Source organism: Rhizobium sp. WSM1328, from assembly GCF_057653715.1.
In genome coordinates this window covers 2,821,807-2,844,684 of record NZ_CM172788.1, presented here as the reverse complement: position 1 = coordinate 2,844,684, position 22,878 = coordinate 2,821,807, and the positions used below count along the sequence as shown (strand labels likewise).

Annotated in this window: 19 protein-coding genes and 1 other RNA gene; 18 read left to right on the top strand and 2 right to left on the bottom strand. The window is 62.2% G+C overall.

The annotated features are described in order from the left end of the window. The first annotated feature begins 42 nt into the window (after positions 1–42). The 14 genes from AC2444_RS14485 to murB all read left to right on the top strand — a co-directional run bounded on the left by AC2444_RS14485 (position 43) and on the right by murB (position 16,112). The gene (locus tag AC2444_RS14485; protein WP_012758296.1) at positions 43–1,218 is read left to right on the top strand and encodes an NAD(P)/FAD-dependent oxidoreductase; all 1,176 of its coding nucleotides are present in this window, start codon (positions 43–45) and stop codon (positions 1,216–1,218) included. Between the two features lie 157 nt (positions 1,219–1,375). Next, positions 1,376–1,773: RNase P RNA component class A (gene rnpB / locus AC2444_RS14480), an RNA gene on the top strand. A gap of 426 nt (positions 1,774–2,199) precedes the next feature. After that, positions 2,200–2,637, top strand: coding sequence for a division/cell wall cluster transcriptional repressor MraZ (gene mraZ, locus AC2444_RS14475; protein ID WP_041935681.1), 438 nt, complete (start codon positions 2,200–2,202; stop codon positions 2,635–2,637). 17 nt (positions 2,638–2,654) lie between these two features. Then, on the top strand, positions 2,655–3,680 hold the full coding sequence (gene rsmH / locus AC2444_RS14470; protein ID WP_012758294.1) for a 16S rRNA (cytosine(1402)-N(4))-methyltransferase RsmH: 1,026 nt from the start codon (positions 2,655–2,657) through the stop codon (positions 3,678–3,680). A 1-nt stretch (position 3,681) separates the two neighbouring features. Then, complete coding sequence (ftsL, locus tag AC2444_RS14465) at positions 3,682–4,182, top strand: cell division protein FtsL (RefSeq protein ID WP_012758293.1); 501 nt, start codon at positions 3,682–3,684, stop codon at positions 4,180–4,182. Then, the gene (locus AC2444_RS14460; RefSeq protein WP_012758292.1) at positions 4,182–5,942 is read left to right on the top strand and encodes a peptidoglycan D,D-transpeptidase FtsI family protein; all 1,761 of its coding nucleotides are present in this window, start codon (positions 4,182–4,184) and stop codon (positions 5,940–5,942) included. Before ftsL ends, AC2444_RS14460 begins: the two co-directional genes overlap by 1 nt. 6 nt (positions 5,943–5,948) lie before the next feature. Then, a complete protein-coding gene (locus tag AC2444_RS14455; RefSeq protein WP_017994721.1) occupies positions 5,949–7,469 on the top strand; it encodes a UDP-N-acetylmuramoyl-L-alanyl-D-glutamate--2,6-diaminopimelate ligase in 1,521 nt (506 codons plus the stop codon). Further along, positions 7,466–8,899 carry a UDP-N-acetylmuramoylalanyl-D-glutamyl-2,6-diaminopimelate--D-alanyl-D-alanine ligase gene (locus AC2444_RS14450; RefSeq protein WP_012758290.1) on the top strand — a complete coding sequence of 478 codons (1,434 nt, stop codon included), beginning with the start codon at positions 7,466–7,468 and terminating at the stop codon, positions 8,897–8,899. The genes AC2444_RS14455 and AC2444_RS14450 overlap by 4 nt, the downstream gene beginning before the upstream one ends. A gap of 22 nt (positions 8,900–8,921) precedes the next feature. Next, complete coding sequence (mraY, locus tag AC2444_RS14445) at positions 8,922–10,022, top strand: phospho-N-acetylmuramoyl-pentapeptide-transferase (protein ID WP_003541415.1); 1,101 nt, start codon at positions 8,922–8,924, stop codon at positions 10,020–10,022. A gap of 7 nt (positions 10,023–10,029) precedes the next feature. After that, positions 10,030–11,442, top strand: coding sequence for a UDP-N-acetylmuramoyl-L-alanine--D-glutamate ligase (gene murD, locus AC2444_RS14440; protein WP_012758289.1), 1,413 nt, complete (start codon positions 10,030–10,032; stop codon positions 11,440–11,442). 1 nt (position 11,443) lies between these two features. Further along, positions 11,444–12,598, top strand: coding sequence for a putative lipid II flippase FtsW (gene ftsW / locus AC2444_RS14435; RefSeq protein ID WP_012758288.1), 1,155 nt, complete (start codon positions 11,444–11,446; stop codon positions 12,596–12,598). 6 nt (positions 12,599–12,604) lie between these two features. Next, the gene (murG, locus tag AC2444_RS14430) at positions 12,605–13,729 is read left to right on the top strand and encodes an undecaprenyldiphospho-muramoylpentapeptide beta-N-acetylglucosaminyltransferase (protein ID WP_012758287.1); all 1,125 of its coding nucleotides are present in this window, start codon (positions 12,605–12,607) and stop codon (positions 13,727–13,729) included. Next, complete coding sequence (murC, locus tag AC2444_RS14425; protein WP_012758286.1) at positions 13,726–15,141, top strand: UDP-N-acetylmuramate--L-alanine ligase; 1,416 nt, start codon at positions 13,726–13,728, stop codon at positions 15,139–15,141. Before murG ends, murC begins: the two co-directional genes overlap by 4 nt. After that, the gene (gene murB, locus AC2444_RS14420; RefSeq protein ID WP_012758285.1) at positions 15,138–16,112 is read left to right on the top strand and encodes a UDP-N-acetylmuramate dehydrogenase; all 975 of its coding nucleotides are present in this window, start codon (positions 15,138–15,140) and stop codon (positions 16,110–16,112) included. The genes murC and murB overlap by 4 nt, the downstream gene beginning before the upstream one ends. A 3-nt stretch (positions 16,113–16,115) precedes the next feature. Here the strand turns inward: murB and AC2444_RS14415 are convergent, their stop codons facing one another. Both AC2444_RS14415 and AC2444_RS14410 read right to left on the bottom strand, forming a co-directional pair. Beyond that, entirely contained in the window at positions 16,116–17,045 is a 930-nt protein-coding gene (locus tag AC2444_RS14415) for a UDP-glucose 4-epimerase family protein (protein ID WP_012758284.1), read from the bottom strand. A gap of 114 nt (positions 17,046–17,159) precedes the next feature. Then, the gene (locus tag AC2444_RS14410) at positions 17,160–18,473 is read right to left on the bottom strand and encodes an MFS transporter (protein WP_128448862.1); all 1,314 of its coding nucleotides are present in this window, start codon (positions 18,471–18,473) and stop codon (positions 17,160–17,162) included. Positions 18,474–18,742: 269 nt separating this feature from the next. Here AC2444_RS14410 and aqpZ point away from each other — a divergent pair, with 269 nt between their 5' ends. From aqpZ to ftsA, 4 genes are all read left to right on the top strand, one after another. Then, positions 18,743–19,429, top strand: a complete 687-nt coding sequence (gene aqpZ / locus AC2444_RS14405) for an aquaporin Z (protein WP_012758282.1) — start codon at positions 18,743–18,745, stop codon at positions 19,427–19,429. Between the two features lie 273 nt (positions 19,430–19,702). After that, the gene (locus AC2444_RS14400; RefSeq protein WP_012758281.1) at positions 19,703–20,629 is read left to right on the top strand and encodes a D-alanine--D-alanine ligase; all 927 of its coding nucleotides are present in this window, start codon (positions 19,703–19,705) and stop codon (positions 20,627–20,629) included. Continuing rightward, entirely contained in the window at positions 20,617–21,549 is a 933-nt protein-coding gene (locus tag AC2444_RS14395) for a cell division protein FtsQ/DivIB (protein WP_012758280.1), read from the top strand. Before AC2444_RS14400 ends, AC2444_RS14395 begins: the two co-directional genes overlap by 13 nt. Further along, positions 21,546–22,877 carry a cell division protein FtsA gene (ftsA, locus tag AC2444_RS14390; RefSeq protein WP_012758279.1) on the top strand — a complete coding sequence of 444 codons (1,332 nt, stop codon included), beginning with the start codon at positions 21,546–21,548 and terminating at the stop codon, positions 22,875–22,877. Before AC2444_RS14395 ends, ftsA begins: the two co-directional genes overlap by 4 nt. Position 22,878: the final 1 nt, after the last annotated feature.

The window sequence follows — 22,878 nt, the reverse complement described above, 5'->3', positions numbered from 1 at the left end:
GCGCGTCTGAAAAGATGCACTGTATTGTTTAGAGGAGGCTGCATGGCAGTCGATTTCAAATATATTGTCGTCGGCCGTGGGCTGATGGGGGCAGCGGCGGCGCGGCATCTGGCGGGGCAAGCGGATGGTGTCGCGGTGATCGGGCCGGACGAACCTACCGACCGCAAGGCGCATCAGGGCGTCTTCGCCAGCCATTACGACGAGGGGCGCATTACCCGTACCATCGATCCCGACCGCAACTGGGCGCTGCTCGCCAACCGTTCGATCAGCCGTTATGGCGAGATCGCCCGCGACAGCGGCATCGATTTCTATCGCGAGGTCGGCTGCGTCGTCGTGGCGCCGACGGGCGGCGATTATATCGAGAAGACCCGGCGGGCTGCCGTTTCGCTCGGCGTCGAGGCCAGCCTGCTCGACGAGCAGGGGCTGAAGGCTGCCTTTCCCTTCTTCGCCTTTCCCGATGGGGGCACGGGCGTCTTCGAGGCGAGGGGGGCCGGCCACATCAGTCCGCGCAAGCTTGTGAAAGCCCAATCGCTGCTGGCGGAAAAGGCAGGCGCCACTGTCATCCGCGATCATGTCGTTTCGATCCGCAGCGAAGGTGGATCGGCTGTCGTTGAGACGGCCGGTGGCCTGACCTATCGCGTTGAAAAGGTGCTGCTGGCGGCAGGCGGATTTTCCATTGCGGAGAATCTGTTGCCACAGCCCGTTGCCATGACGGTTTATGCCCGGACCGTGACGCTTTTCGAGGTAAGCGATGCCGATGCGGCGCGCCTAGCCACGATGCCGTCACTCATTCTCAGGGCGCCCGGCATCGAAATCTACCTGCTGCCGCCGATCCGCTATCCCGACGGCAAATTCTACCTGAAGATCGGCGGCGATCCTGACGATCTGGCGCTCAACGGCGACACGGACATGCGCGCATGGTTCAAGACCGAGGGGCGCGATACGGTGCGCGCGCATCTCAAACGCATCGTTGAAGGTCTCTTGCCCGATATCGTGCCGCTTTCGATTTCGACGGCCGCCTGCGTCGTGTCGTTTACGGAAAGCGGCTATCCGATGATCGGCTATAGCTCATCGCCCGAGATCGCGGTGTTGACGGGCTGCGCCGGCACGTCGGCCAAGAGCTCGGACGAAATCGGCCGGCTTGGGGCCGAGCTGCTTTTGTCAGGCGGAATCGGCGAACAGGGCTACTCGACGGATTTCACACCGCAATTTCGCTAGAGCATTTCCGTTTTTCTCCGAATCACGGAAGTGCTCCCTGTTTTTATTCTTACGCAATTCCGGCAGCAAAACCGCTGCGCAGTTTTGCTGGAATTGCTCTAGGTGATATCATTTATTTCGATAGCAATTGCGATCTCTCTCGTTTATGGGAGCCCTGCCAGTTGGCTGGGCAGCCGCGCTTTACCAATGCCGAAAGGCGGTAGGGTGAGGAAAGTCCGGGCTCCACGGAAACACGGTGCCGGATAACGTCCGGCGAGGGCGACCTCAGGGAAAGTGCCACAGAAAGCAAACCGCCTGTCATGACAGGTAAGGGTGAAAGGGTGGGGTAAGAGCCCACCGCATGTCCGGCAACGGAAATGGCACGGTAAACCCCACCGGGAGCAAGACCGAATAGGGATGACGTGGCGGGCCGAAAGGCCTTCCGGCCGGTTTCCAGGCCAGTTATCCGGGTGGGTTGCGTGAGGCAGCGTGCGAACGCTGTCCCAGAGGAATGGCTGCCACGTTCCGGTTCACGCCGGAGCCATACAGAACCCGGCTTACAGGCCAACTGGCGATTAACTCTTGTGGCGCGACAAAACCCCGAATCCAGAGATCGTTTCGAGATAAATCACTGGAATCGAACGCTTTCAAGCGGGCGCTGATGCACCCCTCCGGCGGAAATTCTTTTTGCGGAAACGTGGTTGCGCGCCTCTTGCGAGAGAGTGATCCTAACCCTTTGTTAAACTTAACGGGTTATAAATTTTTGATCATGCGTCCACTGCAAAATGGCCGCATCCCATTGACGCCCATATGGTCCCATGCTATCCCAAATGCGCACTGCACCAGGGCAATCACCTGCCCATTCATCGCAAAGCAAAGGCGTCTTCCTCTCCGGAAGCGTCGGAGGGGTTTTTGCTCATCCGGCTTGCGAAGCTGTGCCTGATATCGGGAGTTTCGGGCGTCTTTTGGTCCGGATCCCTGCGGGAACGGATGTTTCGTGTCATGAGCCGCTTCCTTTCGAACGCGACCAACAGGATCGATGCCAAGGGCAGGGTTTCCGTGCCTTCGGCGTTCCGTTCCGTGCTGGCGCAGCGCAATGTTCAGGAGCTCTATTGCTTCCAGGACTTTGTGTTTCCGGCGATCAGCGTCGGCGGTCCGGATCTTCTCGAAAGATTCGAACGGCAGATTGCTGCGGAGGATCCGTTTTCGCCGGATGCGAACGAGATGTCGCTTCTCATTCATGGAGGCGGGGTCTTCATGAGGCTCGACGCCGAGGGGCGGCTGATGGTCACGGATTTCATTCGCGGCTTCACCGGCATCTCGGACGAAGTGACCTTCGTCGGTCGGGCGGATCATTTTCAGCTCTGGCAGCCGCAGGCTTTTGTGGCCGCACAGGCGCAGGCACGAGGGGAGCGCAAGCTGGCGGGCAAGCGTTCCTGAAAGAACGAGGGAACGGAATGGTGGCGAATCCTGGCGGAGGTTCAACTGATGCCGGTGGCGGACCGGTTCGTCACATTCCTGTTCTTCTCGCTGAAGTCCTTGCGGCATTGGCGCCTGCGCCCGGCAAGCTCATCCTCGACGGTACATTCGGTGCGGGCGGTTACAGTTCGGCCATCCTTGCTGCCGGCGCCGAGGTGATTGCGCTCGACCGCGATCCGACGGCGATTGCGGCTGGCCAAGCGATGGTCGCCGCCCATGGCGGTCGTTTCAAGCTTGTTCATTCGCAATTCTCGCATCTTGCCGATCATGCGCCGCAAGGCGGGCTCGACGGCGTCGTGCTTGATATCGGCGTCTCCTCCATGCAGATCGACGAGGCTGAGCGTGGCTTCTCCTTCCAGAAGAATGGACCGCTTGACATGCGCATGTCGGCCGAGGGCGTTTCGGCCGCCGATGTCGTCAACCGCGCCAAGGTCGCCGATCTCATCCGCATCTTCCATTTTCTCGGCGAGGAAAGCCAGGCGCCGCGCATCGCCCATGCGATCGAGAAGCGCCGCGCCGAAAAGCCATTTGAAACGACCCGCGATCTCGCCGGTCTCATCGAGCTCGTTACACCGCGCAAGATGAAGGACAAGATCCATCCGGCAACGCGGGTCTTCCAGGCATTGCGCATCTTCGTCAACGACGAGCTCGGCGAACTGGCGCAGGCGCTGTTTGCGGCGGAAGCGGCGCTGAAACCCGGCGGGCGGCTCGTCGCCGTCACCTTTCATTCGCTCGAAGACCGCATCGTCAAGAAATTCTTCTCCGACCGCGCCGGCAAGGCGTCGGGCTCGCGGCATCTGCCGGTCGCGCATGAGCGGGCGGCAACCTTTGCGGCGATCGGCAAGCCGATGGTTTCGGCAAGCGAGGCGGAGGCCGAGATCAATCCGCGCGCCCGCTCCGCCAAGCTGCGCGCCGGCCTGAGGACGGAAGCCGCCGCCGAAGCCGCGGATATGTCACTCTTCGGGTTTCCCAATCTTGCCAGTCTCGGAAAGCTTGGAGGTTGATATGCTGAAGACGTTCGATCTCGTGCTCATCGGCGTCATGACGGCCACCGCCGCCGTGACCTACACGATCAAGCACCGCGCCGAATTGAAGCTCGAGGAGGTTCATCGCCTCGAAGCCGAGATCAAGCTCGAGAAGGACACGATCGACCTTCTCAAGGCCGACTGGGCGCTGCAATCGCAGCCGAACCGGCTGGAGCGGCTGGTCAAAGCCTACAATGAAGAATTGAAGCTGCAGCCGACGGAATCGACGGCGCTCGTGCATGCCAAGGAATTGCCGATGCTGAAATCCGAGGTTCCCGTGCCTGACGTGACGGAGGCTAAGGCCAGCGCCAAAGGCGCGACCGTGGCCAGCGCCAAAGGCGCGACCGTGGCCAGCGCCAAAGGCGCACCAGACACCAAGGGCGCGCAAGCCACCGCCAAGGCGCAGCCCATTCCGATGCCTGCGCCACGCGGCGAGGCAGAGGATGCAGACCAGATCGAAACCGGATCGGTGGAGGAATAATGTCGTTTCTTTCCCGCATCATGGTATTGAAGAGCCAGGCGCATTTCTCCGCCGGCGTCTATAACCGGTTCGGCGGTCCTTCCCCCGCCGGCCTGGCGATCGAGGGATCGCGAAAGAAGAAATCAGGGCAGGCAAAAAGCCGCGTCGGCCTGCTGATCCTTGGTTTCATGGGCGTCTACGCCGTCATCGGCGGTCGTCTCGTCGAATATGCGATGAAGGATCAGGAGGTCGTCTCCAGCATTCTGCCGCCCGACCGGCTGATGGCTTCGCGGCCCGACATTCTCGACCGCAACGGCGAGGTGCTGGCGACCGACATCCGCACCGTCTCGCTGTTTGCCGAGCCGAACAAGATCGTCGACGCCGACGAGGCGGTCGAGAAGCTTGCAACGGTGCTGCCCGAGCTCGACGTCAGGGACACTTACAAGAAGCTCTCGGTCAAGACCTCGCATTTCGCCTGGCTGCGCCGGCAACTGACGCCGAAGCAGCAGAGCCAGATCCTGGCGCTCGGCATTCCCGGTATCGGTTTCCGGCCGGAGAAACGCCGCTTCTATCCGGGCGGGGCGACCGCCGCGCACATCCTCGGTTACGTCAACATCGACAACCGCGGTGTCGCCGGCATGGAGAAATTTATCGACGACCAGGGGCTTGCCGATCTCGCCTCCGTCGGCATGACCAGCGACCAGCCGCTCGAGCCGGTGCGCCTTTCGATCGACCTGCGCGTGCAGAACATCGTCCGGGACGCGGTCGTCAATGCCGTCACCAACTTCCAGTCCAAGGGCGCTGGTGCCGCGGTCATCGACGTGCATACGGGGGAAGTGCTGGCGATGGCATCGGCGCCGGATTTCGATCCGAACGATCCGCAGGAAGGCGCCAAGGAGGGTTGGCTCAACCGGATGACCAACGGCACCTTCGAAATGGGCTCGACCTTCAAGACCTTTTCGCTGGCCATGGCGCTCGATAGCGGCAAGGTGAAGATGACCGACAGTTTCGATGCCAGCAAATCGATCTATATCGGCGGCTTCACCATTCACGATTTTCACGGGCAGCGCCGCTGGCTGACTGTTCCCGAGATTTTCCAGTATTCTTCGAATATCGGTACGGCGCGCGTCATCGACATCGTCGGCATCGACGCGCAGAAGGAATACCTGACCAAGTTCGGGCTCTTGACGAAGATGCAGACCGAACTGCCCGAAGTGAAGATGCCGAGCCAGCCGCGCGTCTGGAAGAAGATCAATTCGATCACGATTTCCTTCGGCCATGGCGTTTCGACGACGGCGCTGCAGACAGGGGTGGCGGCTGCTGCTCTCGTTAATGGCGGCAAGCTGATCGAGCCGACATTCCTGCCGCGCACCCGCGAACAGGCCGATGAGATCGCCACGCAGGTCATTAAGAAGACCACCAGCGACGAGATCCGCTATCTGCTCGACTTCAACGGCTACAAGGGTTCCGGGCGTGTCGCCCGCGTGCCGGGCTTTGGCGTCGGCAGCAAGACCGGCACGGCAGATAAGGTGGTGAACGGGCGGTATTCGGCAACCCTGAATTTCAATTCCTTCATCGCCGCATTCCCGATCAACGATCCCAGATATGCCGTGATCACCTTCTGCGACGAGCCGAAGACCGGCGAGAAAGCCTATGGCGGAACGATCTCCGCCGGCACCGCCGGTCCGATCGCCCGCGAGATCATCAGCCGTGCGGCTCCCATTCTCGGCATCGAGCCGAAATTCGGGGAGGGCGGATCGGCCTTGCTGGTGTCTTATTGAGTGTGAATGAATATCGACGCCGATTCGCGAGGGGTGAACCGGCTTCAAGAGAGAAAAGTGCATTCGATGAAATTGCGAGACTTGGCCGGAGATCAGTTTCCGGAACTTGAAGCACAGCTCGAAGGCCCGGCAGGGCTGCTTGATATTTCAGGCCTGTCTTCGGATAGCCGCAAGGTGGCGCCGGGCAATGTCTTCGTCGCGGTCGCCGGCACCAAGGCCGACGGCGCGGGCTTCATCGTGGATGCCGCCGGCCGTGGCGCTGCCGTCGCCATCGCCTCTCAAGCCATCGATGCTTCGATCCCCGTGTTTGCGGTCAAGGAGCCGCGCCGTTTCCTTTCCATCGCCGCCGCGCGTTTCCACGGCAAGCAGCCCGATACCATGGTCGCCGTCACCGGCACGGCCGGCAAAACCTCGGTCGCTTCTTTCACCCGGCAGATCTGGGCGTATGCGGGCCACACGGCCGCGATGATCGGCACGACGGGCGTCGTCTCGCCGACGCGCAACGAATATGGCTCGCTGACGACGCCCGATCCGGTGTCTCTGCACCAGCTGCTGGCCGAACTCGCCGGAGAAGGCGTGACACATGCCGCGATGGAAGCTTCCAGCCACGGTCTCGACCAGTGCCGGCTCGACGGCGTCAGGCTTGCCGCCGCCGCCTTCACCAATCTCGGCCGCGACCATATGGATTATCATCCGACCGTCGAGTCCTATATGGCCGCCAAGATGCGGCTTTTCGATACGCTGTTGCCGAAGGGATCGCCGGCGGTGATCTTTGCCGACGATCCGTGGTCCGCGCAGGCGATCAAGGCCGCGACCGATGCCGGTCATGACATTCGTACCGTCGGGCGAAAGGGCGATTACCTCTCGTTGAAGCGCGTCGAGCACTTCCGCCACAAGCAGATGGCCGAGATCCATATCGGCGGCGAGATCTTCGAGGTGGACATTCCGCTGGCCGGCGATTTTCAGGTGGCCAACGCGCTGGTCGCAGCAGGGCTTGCCATGTCGACCGGTGTTGAGGCGAAGGTTGCGATGGCCGCGCTCGAGAAGCTCGTCGGCGCGTCCGGCCGTCTCGAACTTGTCGGCCATACAAAAGATGGCGCGCTCGCCTATGTCGACTACGCCCACAAGCCGGATGCGCTGGAAAACGTGCTGGGCTCTGTCAGGCCCTTCACCACCGGCCGCGTCATCGTCGTTTTCGGCTGCGGCGGCGACCGTGACCGCGGCAAACGGCCGATCATGGGCGAAATCGCCTGCCGTCTTGCCGACGTCGTCATCGTCACCGACGATAATCCGCGTTCGGAGGAACCGGCCTCGATCCGGGCGGAGATCATGGCGGCGGCGGCCTGTGCCGCGGAAATCGCCGATCGCGCCTCGGCGATCCGCGAAGCGGTCAGCATGCTGAGATCCGGCGATACGCTGATTGTCGCCGGCAAGGGGCATGAGGAAGGGCAGACGATCGACGGCGTCACCCTGCCGTTCTCCGATCATGCGGAGGTGCGCAGGGCTTTGGAGGAGTTGAAATCTTGAGCTGGCTCTGGACGACGGAAGACATGATCGCAGCGATGGCGGGGCGCCCTTTCGGCACGCTGCCCGAAGGCATCACCGGCATTTCCATCGACAGCCGCTCGACTACTCCAGGCGCAGCCTTCTTCGCGATCAAGGGTGACCGCGTCGACGGTCACGACTACGCCTCGATGGCGATGGCGAACGGCGCTTCCCTTCTCGTCGTCAGCGAGGCGAGACTTCCCGCCATGGGTCGCCTGACGGTGCCGATGATCGTCGTGGAAGATGTGCTGGCGGCACTTGGCAGGCTCGGCCTTGCCTCGCGCGAGCGCTCTAAGGCCCGGATCATCGCAGTGACCGGATCGGTCGGCAAGACGACCACGAAGGAAATGCTGCGGCATGTGCTGGCTCCCTCCGGCAAGGTGCACGCCTCCGTCGCCTCCTTCAACAATCACTGGGGCGTGCCGCTGACGCTGGCGCGCATGCCTGAGGATACGGATTACGGCGTCTTCGAAGTCGGAATGAACCATCCCGGCGAGGTTCGGCCGCTGGTGGCGATGATCCGTCCCGATGTCGCCATCATCACGACGATCGCGCCAGCGCATCTCGGCAATTTCAAGAACATCAAGGAAATCGCCGCCGCCAAGGCCGAGATCTTCGAGGGGCTCGAACCCGGCGGCCATGTCGTGCTCAACCGCGACAACGACCAGTTCAATTTCCTCGACCGCACGGCGCAATCGCTCGGCATCGAGCATATCCATTCCTTCGGCCAGCATGCCAAGGCTGAATTCCGGCTCGCAGAATTCAATGGTTCCGACGAGAATTCGACGCTGTGGCTGACGATCGGCGGCGAGACGCTGGAAGTTGCGCTCGGCGCGCCGGGCCGCCATATCGCCGAGAATGCGCTCGCAGCGCTCGGCGTCGTCAGGATCGTCGGCGCCGATATGCAGAAGGCGATCGAAGCGCTTGCGACGCTGAAGCCGGAAAAGGGCAGGGGCAAGCGCCACCGGCTTTCGATCGGCGGCGGCAGCTTCACGCTGATCGACGAGAGCTACAATGCCAATCCGGCCTCGATGCGCGCGGCGATCGCGCTGCTGGCGGCCTCCGAGCCGACCGGCCGCGGACGCCGTATCGCCGTGCTCGGCGACATGCTGGAAATGGGCGACTATGCGCAGAAGGTCCATACCGACCTTGCCGTGCCGCTGCTTGCTGCCGGTATCGAACATGTCTGGTTGGCCGGAGCGGAGATGGCTGCGCTCAAGGAATCGTTGCCGGAAAGCGTCCATGTCGAATATCGCGAGAACACGAGCGAATTGACGGACTATGTATTGAACTCGGTCGCGCCAGGCGACGTGTTGATGGTGAAATCGTCTCTGGGCATCGGTTTCGGCAAGATCGTCGCCGCGCTCCTTGACAAGTTCCCGCCATTTGCCGACACGCAACGCGAATTTTGATCGGGTAAACAAGGGGCCCTGAATGCTGATCTGGCTTGTCGAACTGTCGGAATATTTCAAATTTCTGAATCTGTTCAGATATATTACCTTCCGCACGGGGGCCGCTCTCTTTACCTCAGCGCTGATCGTCTTCCTGTTCGGGCCGACGATCATCAATTCGCTGCGCATCCGGCAAGGCAAGGGCCAGCCGATCCGCGCCGACGGGCCGCAGACGCATTTCAAGAAGGCCGGCACGCCGACCATGGGCGGGCTGATGATCCTCGCCGGCATCGTCGGCGCATCGCTGCTCTGGGCCGATCTTTCCAACGTCTATGTCGTCGCGACGCTGCTGGTGACGCTGGGCTTCGGTGCGATTGGTTTCTACGACGATTATCTTAAGGTAACGAAGCAGAGCCATATGGGCTTTTCCGGCAAGGCGCGTCTCGGCATCGAATTCGTCATCGCCGGCATCGCCGTCTATTTCATGATGCGCACCGCCCTTGCCTCGGGGATTGCCGGCTCGACCTTCGGCTCCTCGATCGCCTTTCCCTTCTTCAAGGACTTCATGATCAATATCGGCATCATGTTCGTCGTCTTCGGCGGCTTCGTCATTGTCGGCGCCGGCAATGCCGTCAACCTGACCGACGGTCTCGACGGGCTTGCCATCGTGCCTGTGATGATCGCCGCCGCCTCCTTCGGCGTCATCGCCTATCTCGCCGGCAACGTGGTGTTTGCGAATTACCTGCAGATCAATTTCGTGCCCGGCACCGGCGAACTCGCCGTCGTGCTTGGCGCCGTCATCGGCGCTGGTCTCGGTTTTCTCTGGTTCAACGCGCCGCCGGCCGCCATCTTCATGGGCGACACGGGGTCGCTGGCACTCGGCGGCACGATCGGCACCGTCGCCGTCGCCACCAAGCACGAGATCGTCATGGCAATCATCGGCGGCCTCTTCGTCATCGAGACGCTGTCCGTCATCATCCAGGTCGGCTTCTTCAAGATGACCGGCCGGCGTGTCTTCCTGATGGCGCCGATCCATCATCACTTCGAGAAGAAGGGCTGGACCGAGAGCCAGGTGGTGATCCGCTTCTGGATCGTTGCCGTCGGCCTTGCGATGCTCGGCCTTTCGACGCTGAAGCTCCGGTGAGGCGGCGATGATCCCGGTCACGACGCTCAAGGACAGGAAGGTCGCGCTCTTCGGGCTCGGCGGCTCCGGCTTTGCCACCGCCCGGGCGCTGGTATCAGGTGGTGTCGAGGTGACCGCCTGGGACGACAATCCCGACAGTGTCGCCAAGGCCGCTGCCGAAGGCATCAGGACGGAGGACCTGCACAGCATCGACTGGAGCCAGCAGGCGCTGTTCGTGCTGTCGCCCGGCGTGCCGCTCACCCATCCGAAGCCGCACTGGACTGTCGATCTTGCCCGCGCGGCCGGCGTCGATATCGTCGGCGATGTCGAGCTCTTCGTACGCGAGCGCCGCGCCCATGCGCCGGATTGCCCTTTCATCGCCATAACCGGCACCAACGGCAAGTCGACCACGACGGCGCTGATCGCCCATATCTTGAAATCCGCCGGCTACGACACGCAGCTCGGCGGCAATATCGGTACGGCCGTGCTGACGCTCGATCCGCCGAAGGCCGAGCGTTATTACGTCGTCGAATGCTCCTCCTACCAGATCGATCTGGCGCCGACGCTGGACCCGTCGGCCGGCATCCTGCTCAACCTGACGCCCGATCATCTCGATCGTCACGGCACGATGCAGCATTATGCCGATGTCAAGGAACGGCTGGTCGCCGGTAGCGATGTTGCAATCGTCGGCATCGACGACAGCCATTCGGCGCTGATTGCCGACCGCGTCGAGCGGGCGGGCGTCAAGGTGGTCCGCATCTCGCGCCGCAACGTCGTGGCCGACGGGATTTATGCCGAGGGCACCAGGCTCATCAAAGCTGCCGGCGGCGCGATGCTGCCTTTCGTCGATCTCGACGGCATCCAGACGCTGCGCGGCAGCCACAATGCGCAGAACGCCGCCGCAGCCGTCGCTGCCTGCCTTGCCGTCGGCGTGTCGGCCGATGACATCCGCGCCGGCTTTGCCTCGTTCCCCGGCCTCAAGCACCGCATGCAGCCGGTCGGGCAGCGTGGCCGTGTCGTTTTCGTCAACGATTCCAAGGCGACCAATGCCGATGCCGCGGCGCCGGCCCTTTCGAGTTATGATCGCATCTACTGGATCGCCGGCGGCCTGCCGAAGGCTGGCGGCATCACGACGCTCGCTCCCTATTTTCCGCGCATCGCCAAGGCCTATCTGATCGGCGAGGCGGCGGCGGAATTCGCCGCGACGCTCGGCGAGGCTGTTCCTTACGAAATATCGGATACGCTGGAGCGCGCCGTCGCGCATGCGGCCGCCGATGCCGAACGCGACGAGAGCGCCGCTTCGGCCGTGATGTTATCCCCGGCTTGCGCAAGCTTCGACCAGTATAAGAATTTCGAAGTCAGGGGCGAAGCCTTCGTCGGCCACGTGGCAGCGCTTGACGGGATTGCGATGCTGATCGGTCCGGCAACAGGAGAGAAATGACATGGTAAGCCGCGCGGAACGTGGGCCTCTGGCCGATTGGTTCTGGACCATCGACCGCTTCTTCCTGGCGATGTTCATCTTTCTGATGGGCATCGGCTTTATGCTGTCATTTGCGGCATCTCCTGCGGTCGCCGAACGCATCGGGCTCGAGCCTTTCCACTTCGTCAAGCGCCATGCCGCCTTCATGATCCCCTCGATCGGCGTCATGCTCGGGCTGTCGTTCCTGACGCCGCGCCAGGTGCGGCGCACCGCGATCCTGATCCTGATCATCTCGGTCGCCATGATGGTGCTGGTGTTGTTCGTTGGCCAGGAGGTCAAGGGTGGCAGGCGTTGGATCTGGATCGCCGGCCTTTCCATCCAGCCATCGGAATTCATGAAGCCCGCCTTCGTCGTCGTCTGCGCCTGGCTGTTTGCCGAACATGCGCGCCAGCCGGAGATCCCCGGCAATCTCTTTGCCATCATCCTGTTCGGCATCGTCGCAGCCCTTCTCATCGCGCAGCCGGACCTCGGCCAGACCATCCTGACCACGGCTGTGTGGGGCGGGATGTTCTTCATGGCCGGCATGCCGTGGATCTGGATCATGCTGCTCGGCATCGGCGGCGCCGGCGGCCTGCTCAGCGCCTATTACGTCTTCCCGCACGTTGCGTTGCGTATAGACAAATTCATGACCGGCGAAGGTGATACTTTCCAGATCGACACCGCGCGCGAGGCGATCATCCGCGGCAGCTGGTTCGGCCAAGGGCCGGGCGAAGGCATCGTCAAGCGCATCATCCCGGATGCGCATACCGACTTCATCTTCTCGGTCGCGGCCGAGGAATTCGGCATCGTCTTCTGCATGGCGCTCGTCGCGTTGTTTACCGTGCTGGTGCTGCGCGGCCTCTCGCATGCCTATCGCGAACGCAATGACTTCAACCGCTTCGCCGTCGCCGGCCTGGTGCTGCAGATGGGCATCCAGTCGATCATCAATATCGGCGTCAATCTCGAACTGTTGCCGGCGAAGGGCATGACGCTGCCGCTGATTTCCTATGGTGGCTCGTCCATGGTGGCGATCTGCGTCACCGCCGGCTTCATCCTGGCGCTGACCCGCCATCGACCGGAAAAACGCGCGCAGGACCGGAGCCTCTTCCGCGTCCCGCACGGCATGCCGGCGGAGTAGAAGACCATGAGCAAAGGCATCGTGCTGCTTGCCGCCGGGGGAACCGGCGGCCATGTGTTCCCGGCGGAGGCGCTGGCCTTCAAGCTGAAGGAGCGCGGCTATTCGGTGCATCTCGTCACGGACAGCAGGGCCGAGCGTTATGCCGGCAAATTTCCGGCCGAGGAGATCCATGTCGTGCCGTCGGCGACGATCGGCTCGAAGAACCCGGTTGCTGTCGCCCGCTCGCTGTGGACGCTCTGGAGCGGCATGCGGGCGGCAAAGAAGCTGATTCAGCGGCTGCGGCCTATCATCGTCGTTGGTTTCGGTGGTTATCCCACCGTGCCGCCGCTGCTTGCCGCCACCCGGCTCGGCGTGCCCTCGATGATTCACGAGCAGAATGCCGTGATGGGGCGCGCCAACAAGGCCTTGGCAACCCGCGTGCAGGCCATCGCCGGCGGGTTCCTGCCGGAGGGGGGCGCGGCCTTTCCAGACAAGACGGTGACGACGGGCAATCCGGTCCGCCCGGCGATCATCGCTGCGGCCGAGGTGCCTTACATGCCGTCGCATCCGGGCGAGGCCTTCAACCTCGTCGTCTTCGGCGGCAGCCAGGGCGCGCAATATTTCTCCAAGGCGCTGCCGACGGCGATCAGCCTGCTCGACGAGGCGCTTCGCGTGCGCCTGCGCATCACCCAGCAGGTGCGTCCCGAGGATATGGAAATGGTCAGCGGCTGCGTCGCCAAGCTGGAAATGGGGGCCGATATCGCCCCCTTCTTTACCGACATGGCCGAGAGGCTGGCGAGGGCGCATCTCGTCATCTGCCGTTCGGGCGCATCCACGGTTTCGGAAATCTCCGTCATAGGCCGGCCGGCCGTGCTCGTCCCTTACCCGCATGCTCTCGATCACGACCAGGCGGCGAATGCGGCGGCACTCGCTGCGACCGGCGGAGCGAAGGTGATCGCCCAGTCGGAGCTTTCGCCGGAGAAGATCGCGGCGATCCTGACGGCTGGCATGAACGATCCGGAAAAGCTTTCGCACATGGCGGCGGCGGCGAAACGCGCCGGGAAAACCGATGCCGCGAACTTGCTTGCCGACATGGTTGAGGCTATTGCCGCCAGACGGACAATTGCGGAATTCAAGAGGACACGCGCATGAAACTGCCGAAGACGATCGGCCTCGTCCATTTCATCGGCATCGGCGGCATCGGCATGAGCGGTATTGCCGAGGTGCTGCATAATCTCGGACACAAGGTGCAGGGATCGGACCAGGCCGACAGCGCCAATGTCCAGCGCCTGCGCGACAAGGGCATCGAGGTGTTCGTCGGTCACCGGCCTGAAAACCTGGGTGAGGCCGAAGTCGTCGTCGTCTCGACGGCGATCAAGAAGAGCAATCCGGAGCTCATCGCCGCGCGCGAAAAGCTGCTGCCGGTGGTGCGCCGTGCCGAAATGCTGGCCGAGCTGATGCGCTTCCGCAATGCGATCGCCATCGGCGGCACGCATGGCAAGACGACGACCACCTCGCTGGTCGCCACACTACTCGAAGCCGGCGGGCTCGACCCGACCGTCATCAATGGCGGCATCATCAATGCCTACGGCACCAATGCCCGCATGGGCGAGGGCGAGTGGATGGTGGTCGAGGCCGACGAATCGGACGGCACCTTCCTGAAACTTCCGGCCGATGTCGCCGTCATCACCAATATCGACCCGGAACATCTCGATCATTACGGCAATTTCGACGCCGTGCGTGCAGCCTTCCGGCAGTTTGTCGAGAACGTGCCGTTTTACGGCTTCGGCGTCATGTGTCTCGACCATCCCGAGGTGCAGTCGCTGGTCGGCCGCATCGAGGACCGCAAGATCATTACCTATGGCGAGAACCCGCAGGCCGACGTGCGCTTCAAGAATGTGCGCATCGACGGCACGCGCTCAATATTCGACGTCGAAATCCGCCGCCGCCGCACAGGCCAGGTGATCGAGCTCAAGGGGCTGGTCATGCCGATGCCGGGGCGCCATAATATTTCCAACGCAACGGCGGCGATCGCCGTTGCCAACCGGCTCGGCATATCGAGCGCCGATATCGCCAAGGGGCTTGCCTCCTTCGGTGGCGTCAAGCGTCGTTTCACGCTGACCGGCGAGTGGAACGGCGTGCAGATATTCGACGATTACGGCCATCATCCCGTCGAGATCAAGGCGGTGCTGCGCGCCGCCCGAGAGTCCTGCAAGGGGCGTGTCATCGCCGTCCACCAGCCGCATCGCTTTAGCCGTCTTGCGAGCCTGTTCGAGGAATTCGCCGCCTGCTTCAACGATGCCGACAGCATCTTCCTGGCACCGGTCTATGCGGCGGGCGAGGATCCGATCGAAGGCATCGATTCCGTGTCGCTGGTCTCACGCATCAAATCCGGCGGCCATCGCGACGCCCGCTTTATAAACTCGGCGGAGCTTTTGCCGCAGATGGTCGCGGAGGTTGCAAAGCCTGGCGATTTCGTGGTTCTGTTGGGGGCTGGGAGCATCACATCCTGGGCGGCGGCGCTGCCCAAGCAACTGGAAGGCCTATCGGGAAAGTCCGTATGAAACAGGTGAATGGGGAAAAGCTTCTCGCGTCTCTCGGAGACGGTGTAAAGGATATCCGCGGCCGTATCACGCCGGATGCCCCGATGGACCGTGTCACCTGGTTCAGGGCCGGTGGCCTGGCCGAGCTGATGTTCCAGCCGCATGACATCGACGATCTCATCGCCTTCCTGAAGATATTGCCGGAAGAGGTGCCGCTGACGGTGGTCGGCGTCGGCTCCAACATCCTGGTACGCGACGGCGGCATTCCCGGCGTCGTGCTGCGCCTGTCGGCCAAGGGGTTCGGCTTCGTCGAGCTTGCCGGTGAAAACCGCATTCTCGCCGGCGCCATCTGCCCGGACAAACATGTGGCGGCGATGGCGATGGACAACGGCATCGGCGGCTTCCATTTCTTCTACGGCATTCCCGGCGGTATCGGCGGCGCGGCGCGCATGAATGCCGGCGCCAACGGCGTCGAGACGCGCGAGCGGCTGATCGAAGTCCATGCGGTCGACCGCAAGGGCGACAAGCATGTGCTTTCCAACGCCGAGATGGGTTATTCCTACCGGCATTCGACCGCATCGACAGATCTGATCTTCACCTCGGTGCTGTTCGAGGGCTATCCGGAAGAGCGCGCCCAGATCCGCACCGAGATGGACGCTGTGCGCAATCATCGCGAGACGGTACAGCCGGTGCGCGAAAAGACCGGCGGCTCTACCTTCAAGAACCCGGCCGGCCATTCGGCCTGGAAACTGGTCGACGAGGCAGGCTGCCGCGGCCTCGTCATCGGCGGAGCGCAGATGTCGTCGCTTCACTGCAACTTCATGATCAACATGGGGCAGGCAACCGGCTACGATCTCGAATATCTCGGCGAACAGGTGCGTCGCGAGGTCTTCGAAAAAGACGGCATCAAGCTCGAATGGGAAATAAAACGCCTCGGCGTCTTCATGCCCGGCCGAGAAGTGCGTCCGTTCCACGGCGTGACGAGCGAGTAGCGGTTACGTCACCGCAAGCTTCAGGCCTTCGCGCGGTGTGACGACGGGCGACCAGCCAAGCACGTCGCGGGCGTGGGATATATCGACCTGCAGGGAACCGCAAAGACGCTGGTAGACCGCGTCCTTTCCGGTGACGCGCGCACCCATCTGCAACAGTGCTGGGGGGAAGGGGAGCAGCATCGGCTTGACACCTAGCCCTGCGGCAATCCCTTCGATAAGCCCGGGAGTCGAAAGATCTTCTCCATCGCCTGCGAGAAAGGTCTGGCCGGCAGCACCCGGATGCTTGATCCCGGTGATGATCAGATCGACGAGATTTGGAAGGGCGACCAGGGTCCGGAGGTTCTTCAGCGACGCGAAGGGGAGCGGTATCTTCTTCCGGACAAGTCCGACGAGCAGGGCGAAGTTGCCCTTCGCACCGGGTCCATAGACGAGCGGCGGGCGAATGACGACGACTTCCATGCCTGTTCGAGCGGCGATTTCATGCAGCCCGATTTCAGTTTCCAGCTTCGAAATGCCATAGGGATCGATCGGCATTGGCGTATCGTCATGCCGGAAGGGCCGATCGTTCTCCTCGCCATTGACCTTGATGCTGCTGATGAAGACGAACCTTTTTACGCCCGCGCGGGCGGCCTGCTCGGCGAGGTTCAACGTGGCGGCGGTGTTGATCCGACGAAATTCCGCAAGCGGATCGGCTGCGCGGTCGTTCATGATGTGAACACGAGCGGCGAGATGGACGATGACATCAATGCCCTCGAGAACCGCTGTCCAATCGGTTTCGCTTGTTATCTCGATGGGGAAATGCCGCACTGATGTCGGGAAGCTGGCGGCTGCAGATCGCGTCGTCACCGCGAGCTCGGATATCCGCCCTCTATGCAGTCTTTCGACGAGAGGCCCACCGACAAAGCCGGCTGCGCCGGTAATGAGGCATCGCATGATCTTTTCCCGTTTTGCCGTGAGTGTTCCGGTTAACCGGAACTGCTCACGGCATCAATAAAAAAGCCGCGACGTTGGCAAGTCGCGGCTTGTTGTTTGCTTGCTGCTCGAGGCTCAGACTTCCTCGCGGCCCGACAGCCGGATGCAGACGAGCGAGATCACTGCCGAGGCGGCGAGATAGTAGCCGACATAGTCCAGGCTGTAATGGGTGGCGAGCCAGGTGGCGATATAAGGGGCGAGCGAAGCGCCGAAGATGCCGCCGAGGTTGAAGGTCATCGAGGCGCCGGTATAGCGCACCGTGGTCGGAAAGGGGGCGGCCAGGGCAGCGCCGATCGGGCCGTAGGTGAAGCCCATCAAGGCGAGGCCGATGATCGAGCACAGGAAAGCGCCGGTCAGACCGCTGGTCAACAGCGTCGCGTAGAAAAAGCCGAAGATGGCGATGGCAATCGTCGTCAGCGTCAGGATGGTGCGGCGCGAATAGAGGTCGGAGAGCCAGCCGGAGAGCGGGATCGTCAGGCCGAAGAACAGGACGCCGACAAGCTGGACGACCAGGAACTGCTCGCGGGAGTAACCGAGCCCACCCTTTTCCAGAGGTGTCGTACCCCAGGAGAGCGTGAAGACCGTCATCAGGTAGAACAGCACGAAGGTCGCCACAGCAATGAAGGTGCCGAGGATCAGGCTTCGCAGATGGTCGCGGAAGACGACCTCGATCGGTACGGCAACGCGCTCGTGCTTTTCGACGGCTTTGCGAAATTCCGGCGTCTCGGCGATCTTCAGACGGACATAGAGGCCGACGGCGACGAGGGCGAGGCTGGCGATGAAGGGAATGCGCCATCCGTAGTCGAGGAAATCCTCGTTGCTCATCGTTTCCGCCAGGATGAGAAAGAAGCCGGAGGAGAGGATGAAGCCGATCGGCGCGCCGAGCTGCGGGAACATGGCGTACCAGCTGCGCTTGCCGGGAGGAGCGTTTTCGGTGGCAAGCAGAACGGCGCCACCCCATTCGCCGCCGAGGCCGAGGCCCTGACCGAAACGGCAAAGGGCCAGCAACAGGGGTGCTGCGATGCCGATCGCATCATAGCCTGGCAGCATGCCGATCAGGACCGTCGAAAGCCCCATCATCATCAGTGCGGCGACGAGCGTCGCCTTGCGGCCGATACGGTCGCCGAAATGACCGAAAACCACGGCGCCGATGGGGCGGGCGAAAAAGGCGATCGAGAAGGTGACGAGCGACTGCAGCGTTGCGGCGTTCGAATCGCTTGCCGGGAAGAAGAGATGCGGGAAGACGAGGACGGCTGCTGTCGCGTAGACGTAGAAGTCGAAGAATTCGATGGTGGTGCCGACAAGGCTGGCGATAAGGACGCGGGCCGGAGAATTGACTTGCGTGCTGTTCGAGGCAGGAGTCGGCGATGCGGAGATCGCGTCAGGCATTTTCATTCCAATCAGTATTTTTGTGAATCGCCGTGGGAGGCCGGCGGGTTTTAACGCTATTTCAGGTCTGTGAAAACGTCAAAACATGGAGTGTTCACAGGGGACGCTGCCCGCATGCGTTACCGGCTCGCGGTCCCCGGCGTCATCTCGAATCCTTGGGTTTTCCTGCCTTGCGCGAGGCTTGCCACGGTGACGCTCACATGCTTGACCGGAATCAAATTGTAACGGATTCATTGCTAACCCTCTGGTTGAGGGCGGAGGAAATATCCATGCAAAAGAGTCTTGTCGCCGAATTTCTCGGCACGTTCTGGCTGGTCTTCGGCGGATGCGGCAGTGCCGTGCTGGCCGCGGCCTATCCCGAGCTTGGAATCGGTTTTGTCGGCGTGGCCTTTGCGTTCGGTCTGACCGTGCTCACGATGGCCTATGCCGTGGGCGGCATTTCGGGCGGTCATTTCAATCCCGCCGTCTCGCTTGGCCTTACAGTTGCCGGACGGTTTCCGGCGGCGCGCCTCGTTCCCTATATCGTCGTGCAGGTTGTCGGCGCCATCGCCGCGGCGGCGCTGCTTTATCTCATCGCCAGCGGCAAGGCGGGTTTCGAACTCGGCGGCTTTGCCGCCAACGGATATGGCGAGCACTCTCCGGGTGGTTATTCACTGCTTTCGGCGCTGCTGATCGAAGTGCTGCTGACCATGTTCTTCCTGATCATCATCCTGGGTTCGACCAGCAGCCGGGTGCCTTCGGGCTTCGCGCCGCTTGCGATCGGCCTCGGCCTGACGCTGATCCATCTCGTTGCCATCCCCGTGACGAATACCTCGGTCAATCCAGCGCGTTCCACCGGCCAGGCGCTTTTCGTCGGCGGCTGGGCGCTGCAGCAGCTCTGGCTGTTCTGGATTGCGCCGCTTGCGGGTGGAGCGCTCGGCGGGCTCGTATGGAAATTCCTCGACGACGCCGACTGACTGCAAGATAGCGAGCTATCCCATTGAGCCCGCGCGGTTTTTCCGTGCGGGTTTTTCTGTTTTCGCGGATCGGCGGCGTCTTCGATCTGGCAATCCCGAAGAAGAGAAGGTTAAAAAATCAAGGGCGCGGCAATACGAAGTTAACGAAAGTAAACACTTCATTAACCATAATGATGCTCTAATGCACCCAGGTCGGACAAAGGCCTGAAACGACGCAGACAGCTTCGCGCAAGCGTCGATTTCGAAACTGGAAGTTATTTTTTGGGGGTGTTGATGAGTCGCAAGCATGTCGCTGTCCTGATGGGCGGATTTTCCTCGGAAAGGCCTGTCAGCCTTTCCTCGGGAAAGGCTTGCGCAGAAGCCCTCGAGGCAGAGGGCTTCGACGTGACGCGTATCGACGTGGCGCGCGACGTTTCCGAGAAGCTTGCTGCGCTGAAGCCCGATGTCGTCTTCAATGCGCTTCACGGCCCGTTCGGCGAGGACGGCACCATTCAGGGCATCCTCGAATATCTTGAAATCCCCTATACGCATTCGGGCGTGCTTGCCTCGGCGCTGGCGATGGACAAGGACAAGGCGAAGCTCGTTGCCGGCGCCGCCGGCATTCCGGTGGCCGAATCGCAGGTGGTCAACCGTTTCGCCTTTCCCGCGACGCATCCGATGAAGCCGCCCTATGTGGTGAAACCCGTCCGCGAAGGGTCGAGCTTCGGCGTCGTCATCGTCACCGAAGATCAGGCGCATCCGCCACAGATCGTCAGCTCGCCCGAATGGCGCTACGGCGAAGAGGTGATCGTCGAGCGCTATGTTTACGGTCGCGAACTCACCTGCGGTGTCATGGGTGAAACTCCGCTCGGTGTCACGGAAGTGGTGCCGCAGGGACACAATTTTTATGATTACGACTCCAAGTACGCGGCAGGCGGTTCAAAACACGTCATCCCCGCGAAAATTTCACCGAATATTTACCAAAAAATACAAACATTGTCCCTAAGGGCGCATCAGGCAATCGGTTGTCGCGGCGTCAGTCGGTCCGACTTTCGTTACGACGATCGTTTCTCCGAAGACGGCGAAATCATCTGGCTGGAAGTCAATACCCAGCCAGGTATGACCCCAACCTCGCTCGTGCCCGAAATGGCCGGTCATGCCGGCTATTCGTTTGGTCAGTTTCTCCGGTGGATGGTGGAGGACGCGTCTTGTTTGCGTTGACAGTCAAAAGGATAGGGCGCCCCAGCCATCATGCCGTGCTTCCGATCATGGAAGCCGAAGAGCGGTTCGTGCTGCCGCGTCCGCTGCGCCGGGTCACGCGCTTTCTGATCAGTCTCTGCAGCGGCCGCATTTACATTCCTGTTCATACCGGCACGGTCTCGGCGCTCGCTTTCTTGGGCGCGACGGGGCTTTACGGCATGTCGCTCGGCGGTCACACGGAAGCCGTCGCGCAGGCGACAACGACGGCCGCGGGTTTTGCGATCGAGGACGTGAAGGTCTCCGGCAATTCGGAAACCTCCGAAATCGAGATCCTGCAGTTGATCGGCCTTGACGGCACGACCTCGCTGGTCGCCCTCGACGTCGATGCCGCCCGCCGAAAGATCGCGCATCTTCCCTGGGTCGAAAATGTCGAGGTCCGCAAGATCTATCCGAAGACGATCGAGGTGAAGCTTAAAGAGCGCCAGGCCTATGCGATCTGGCAGCACGGGCAGGAGCTTTCCCTGATCGAGAAGAACGGCAGCGTCATTGCGCCGCTGCGGGACAACAAGTTTTCGGCGCTGCCGCTCGTCGTCGGCCGCGATGCCGAAACGGCGGCGGCTTCGCTCGACGATGCCTTCTCGAAATGGCCCGACGTGAAGGCCCGCGTGAAGGCCTATGTCTGGATATCCGGGCGTCGCTGGGACCTGCATATGGACAACGGCGTCGTCGTCAAGCTCCCGGAAGACGGTATTGACCAGGCACTGGCGACGCTTTCGAAGTTCGACAAGGAGCACCAGCTGCTGGAGCGGGACATTGCCGCAGTCGATCTCAGGCTGGCCGACAGAACCGCGATCCAGCTGACGCCGGAGGCGGCGGTCCGCAGGCAGACGGCAGTGACGGAGCGTACGAAAGAATTGAAGAAGGCGGGGCAGAATATATGAGCTTGTTCGGTTCATCCCATTTCGGATTGCCGCGCCTGAAGCCGCTTTCGTCGAAGCGGTCACATGTCGTTTCGGTGCTCGACATCGGTTCGACCAAGGTCGTCTGCATGATCGGCCGGCTGACGCCGCGCGAGGAAAGCCAGATCCTGCCGGGCCGCACGCACAATATCGAGATCATCGGCATCGGTCACCAGCGTTCCCGTGGCATCAAGACCGGCGTCATCGCCGATCTCGACGCGCTGGAAGGCGTCATCCGTCTCGCCGTCGACGCGGCCGAGCGCATGGCGGGGCTGACCGTCGAAAGCCTGATCGTCAACCTGACGGCTGGCCGCCTCGGCAGCGACATCTATACCGCGACGATCGATCTCGGTGGCCAGGAAGTCGAACTCAACGATCTGAAGAAGGTGCTGTCGGCCGCTTGCCAGCAGTCGCTGCGCCAGGACCGCTCGGTGCTGCATTCGCTGGCGACCGGCTTCTCGCTCGACGGCGAGCGCGGCATCCGCGATCCGCTGGCGATGTACGGCGATGCGCTCGGCGTCGACATGCATGTGGTGACGGCGGAGCGCTCGGCGCTGAAGAACCTCGAACTCAGCGTCAATCGTGCGCATCTGTCAGTCGAGGGCATCGTCGCGACGCCCTATGCATCGGGTCTTGCGGCTCTCGTCGACGATGAGGTCGAGCTCGGCTGCGCGGCGATCGACTTGGGCGGCGGCACGACGACGATCTCGGTCTTTGCCGAGGGCAAGCTCGTTCATACGGATGCCGTCGGCCTCGGCGGCCATCACGTCACCACCGACCTGGCGCGCGGTCTTTCGACCCGCATCGAGGATGCGGAGCGGCTGAAGGTCGTGCATGCCTCGGCCCTTTCGAATTCCTCCGACGAGCGCGAGTTGATCTCGATCCCGCCGATCGGCGAGGACGATCGCGACCAGCCGTCGCAGGTGCCGCGGGCGCTGGTTTCACGCATCGTCTCGGCCCGTATCGAAGAGACGATGGAACTGATCCGCGACCGTATCCAGCGCTCCGGCTTCAGCCCGATCGTCGGCAAGCGCGTCGTGCTGACCGGCGGAGCGAGCCAACTGACCGGCCTTGCCGATGTGGCGCGGCGCATCCTTGCCCGCAACGTCCGCATCGGCCGTCCGATGGGCGTCTCGGGGTTGCCGACGGCGGCCAAGGGTCCGGCCTTTTCGACGGCCGTCGGCCTGATGATCTATCCGCAGGTCGCGGACATGGAGACACATGCGTCACAGAGCGGTCTGCTCATGTCGCTTGGAGGAAATAACAGCCGCATCGCCCGTATGGGCCAGTGGCTGAAGGAAAGCTTCTGAA

Excerpts from the sequence above, each read along its gene's own strand:
- AC2444_RS14485 (WP_012758296.1), top strand. The coding sequence starts at position 43 with ATGGCAGTCGATTTCAAATATATTGTCGTCGGCCGTGGGCTGATGGGG.
- murB (WP_012758285.1), top strand. The coding sequence starts at position 15,138 with ATGAAACAGGTGAATGGGGAAAAGCTTCTCGCGTCTCTCGGAGACGGT.
- aqpZ (WP_012758282.1), top strand. The coding sequence starts at position 18,743 with ATGCAAAAGAGTCTTGTCGCCGAATTTCTCGGCACGTTCTGGCTGGTC.
- AC2444_RS14410 (WP_128448862.1), bottom strand. The coding sequence starts at position 18,473 with ATGCCTGACGCGATCTCCGCATCGCCGACTCCTGCCTCGAACAGCACG.
- ftsA (WP_012758279.1), top strand. The coding sequence starts at position 21,546 with ATGAGCTTGTTCGGTTCATCCCATTTCGGATTGCCGCGCCTGAAGCCG.
- rsmH (WP_012758294.1), top strand. The coding sequence starts at position 2,655 with ATGGTGGCGAATCCTGGCGGAGGTTCAACTGATGCCGGTGGCGGACCG.
- mraY (WP_003541415.1), top strand. The coding sequence starts at position 8,922 with ATGCTGATCTGGCTTGTCGAACTGTCGGAATATTTCAAATTTCTGAAT.
- AC2444_RS14455 (WP_017994721.1), top strand. The coding sequence starts at position 5,949 with ATGAATATCGACGCCGATTCGCGAGGGGTGAACCGGCTTCAAGAGAGA.
- murC (WP_012758286.1), top strand. The coding sequence starts at position 13,726 with ATGAAACTGCCGAAGACGATCGGCCTCGTCCATTTCATCGGCATCGGC.
- mraZ (WP_041935681.1), top strand. The coding sequence starts at position 2,200 with ATGAGCCGCTTCCTTTCGAACGCGACCAACAGGATCGATGCCAAGGGC.
- AC2444_RS14400 (WP_012758281.1), top strand. The coding sequence starts at position 19,703 with ATGAGTCGCAAGCATGTCGCTGTCCTGATGGGCGGATTTTCCTCGGAA.
- ftsW (WP_012758288.1), top strand. The coding sequence starts at position 11,444 with ATGGTAAGCCGCGCGGAACGTGGGCCTCTGGCCGATTGGTTCTGGACC.
- murD (WP_012758289.1), top strand. The coding sequence starts at position 10,030 with ATGATCCCGGTCACGACGCTCAAGGACAGGAAGGTCGCGCTCTTCGGG.
- ftsL (WP_012758293.1), top strand. The coding sequence starts at position 3,682 with ATGCTGAAGACGTTCGATCTCGTGCTCATCGGCGTCATGACGGCCACC.
- AC2444_RS14415 (WP_012758284.1), bottom strand. The coding sequence starts at position 17,045 with ATGCGATGCCTCATTACCGGCGCAGCCGGCTTTGTCGGTGGGCCTCTC.
- murG (WP_012758287.1), top strand. The coding sequence starts at position 12,605 with ATGAGCAAAGGCATCGTGCTGCTTGCCGCCGGGGGAACCGGCGGCCAT.
- AC2444_RS14460 (WP_012758292.1), top strand. The coding sequence starts at position 4,182 with ATGTCGTTTCTTTCCCGCATCATGGTATTGAAGAGCCAGGCGCATTTC.